General features: G+C 65.5%; 3 protein-coding genes. All 3 read left to right on the top strand.

Annotated features, from left to right (window positions below; translation table 11 throughout):
• The coding region (locus BST40_RS27755) for an ABC transporter permease (protein WP_142276844.1) at positions 1–898 on the top strand (898 nt) is incomplete at its 5' end.
• Positions 899–1141: 243 nt separating this feature from the next.
• Positions 1142–1867 carry an LppX_LprAFG lipoprotein gene (locus BST40_RS27750; protein WP_075545412.1) on the top strand — a complete coding sequence of 242 codons (726 nt, stop codon included), beginning with the start codon at positions 1142–1144 and terminating at the stop codon, positions 1865–1867.
• A gap of 110 nt (positions 1868–1977) precedes the next feature.
• Positions 1978–2316: a DUF4189 domain-containing protein gene (locus tag BST40_RS27745; protein ID WP_240316475.1), complete on the top strand. Its 339-nt coding sequence runs from the start codon at positions 1978–1980 to the stop codon at positions 2314–2316.
• The last annotated feature ends 167 nt before the right edge of the window (positions 2317–2483 follow it).

The following is a 2483-nucleotide window of genomic DNA, read 5'->3' as shown; positions in this document are numbered from 1 at the left end:
ACCCCCACCAGCGCCCACCACCAAAGCCCTGGCCCAACAAAGCGCCCTGGCCCAATTCGCCATCTTGTGCCGACGCTACCTGGCCGTCATCGCCGCCGACCGCCAATACTCGGTGTTCCTGCTGGCCCTGCCGCTGCTGCTGAGCCTGTTCGCCCACGCCGTGCCCGGCAACGCCGGACTCTCCCTGGCCAAAGCCATCGAAGAACGCTCCACCCAACCCTCCCAACTGCTGGTACTGCTGATCATCGGCGGCGCCCTGATGGGCTGCGCAGCCTCCATCCGCGAAATCGTCAAAGAACAAGCCATCTACCGCCGCGAACACGGCATCGGCCTATCCACCAGCGCCTACCTAGCCTCCAAACTCGTCGTCCTGACCGCACTCACCACCATCCAAGGACTCATCCTCGGATTCCTGGGGACGGTGTTCCTGCCTCCGCCCGATAGCTCCGTGCTGTTGTCCCAGCAAGCCGACGAAACACAACAGCATCTGGTGGGCGCGGTCGAGGTGGCGGTGGCCGTCGTTGCGGTCACCGTGGTCTCGATGATCATCGGCCTGCTGATCTCGGCGCTGATCGGCAACGCCGATCGGGGCATGCCGCTGCTGGTCCTGGTGGTCATGGCCCAACTGGTGCTGTGCGGCGGCATGTTCGCGGTCAACGGCCGGCCCCCGCTCGAGCAACTGGCCTGGCTATCCCCATCCCGATGGGCCTACGCCATGGCCGCCGCCACCGTGGGGGTGAACTTCCTGCACCCGGGCGCGGAAGACCCGCTATGGGATCACGACCGCAGTAACTGGCTCACCGCCGCCGGTATGTGCGCGGCGCTGGCGGTGGTCCTGGTGCTTTTGCTGGCGGTGCGGCTCAAGCGGCTCGACCCCCAGCGAAAGGGCCGCAAGTAGCCCACGCGATCGGCGCGGCGCGCTTGGCGGTGTTGCTGACCGGTCCTGGCTGCGGGCCGGCCACGGTGCGACGCCGGCGGCTTGCCGCTTTGCTCCAATGGCGGTCACCCTCGCGCTACCGAGACCGACGAAAGGCTAGTCAAGCCGATATCGGCGGGTTTACGCTAAGTCGCCGGCTTTGGCGCTGCCTCCAGCTGAGTTTGCCCGCGGCAACGTGCCGTTGCCTCGACGAAGGAGATGTCTATGAAGCGCTGGTCTCGCGCCGCTGCGGCGGCCGTGTCCGCCGTCGCCGCGACGGCACTCGTGCTCACCGGATGTTCCAGCTCAAACAAGGGCGCTGGCGGGTCGAGCAGCCCTGCCAATGGTGACGCCGCCAGCACCGTCAAACAGGCTGCCGACGTCATGGCCAAGGTCACCGGGATGCACGTGAGCCTCACGGTGCAAGGCTCGGTGCCTAACCTCGCCGTGACCAAACTCGACGGCGACGTCTCCAACACGCCGCAAACGGTCGCCACCGGTACCGCGACCCTGGTCGTCGGCAAGAACCCGGTTGATTCGAAGTTCGTCTTTGTCGACGGGCATCTTTATTCCGACGTCGCCGACCCCGGCACATACGCCGACTACGGCAACGGCGCGTCGATCTATGACGTGTCGACCCTGCTCGACCCGAATCGCGGTCTGGCCAAACTGCTTTCCGACCTGCAAAACCCGAAAGTGGTTGGCAGCGAACAGATCAACGGGATCCCGACCACCAAGATCAGCGGCACGTCGTCCGCCGACGACATCACCACACTGGCCGGGGCGCGCCTGAGCCCGAAGGACGCGCAGGGCACACCCACCACGGTCTGGATTGCCTCGGACGGGTCTCATCACCTCGTCAAGATCGAAATCAGCCCGGTCCAGAACGGGACCGTGACCATGACCATGTCCGACTGGGGCAAGCAGGTCACCGCGACCAAACCGGCATAACCGCCCAATCCGACATCGAGCCCCCTCGCGTTTCAGCATTGCCGGACCACCGAACCTGGAAAGGAACCACCATGGCATTGACCGCTTTTCAACGCCGAGCTGCGGTTTCAGTGACCAACTTCGTAGCGGTGACGGCGATGATCTTCACGCTGGCGCCGGCAGCCGAGGCCGACGGGTACGTCGGCGCGATCGCCTACTCGCCGTCCGGAAAAGTGTTCGGCCGCACCAAACATGCCCCGTCGAAGGCCGCCGCGGAGAGCGCCGCGTTGGGTGCATGCGGTTACTCCGACTGCAAGGTGCTCGTCACCTTCACCGATTGCGGCGCCATCGCCGAGAACAGCCGCGGTGATCATGCGGGCGGTTACGGGCCTACGCTGCTGGCCGCAGAGCAAGACGCCGCGAAGAACCTCGGTACCTCAGGGTGGATCGGGACCTGGTACTGCAACTAGGGCTGCTGCGGCCGCAACTCCGGGCCGGTATTCGCACGCGCGCCTAAAGATTGTCGCCCTGGGGTGGTGAGTGGTTTGGGGTTGTTGGGTGGAGGTGTCGGAGGCTTGGTATGGAGGGTAGGGCCGAGGCGGTTGTGATGGAGGTGCCCCGGTTGGAGTTGCGTGCT

This window comes from Mycobacterium persicum, from assembly GCF_002086675.1.
Taxonomy (GTDB): domain Bacteria; phylum Actinomycetota; class Actinomycetes; order Mycobacteriales; family Mycobacteriaceae; genus Mycobacterium; species Mycobacterium persicum.
This window is presented reverse-complemented; position numbering and strand designations above follow the sequence as displayed.

Coding starts and splice junctions, on each gene's coding strand:
- BST40_RS27750 (WP_075545412.1), top strand. CDS start 1,142: ATGAAGCGCTGGTCTCGCGCCGCTGCGGCGGCCGTGTCCGCCGTCGCC.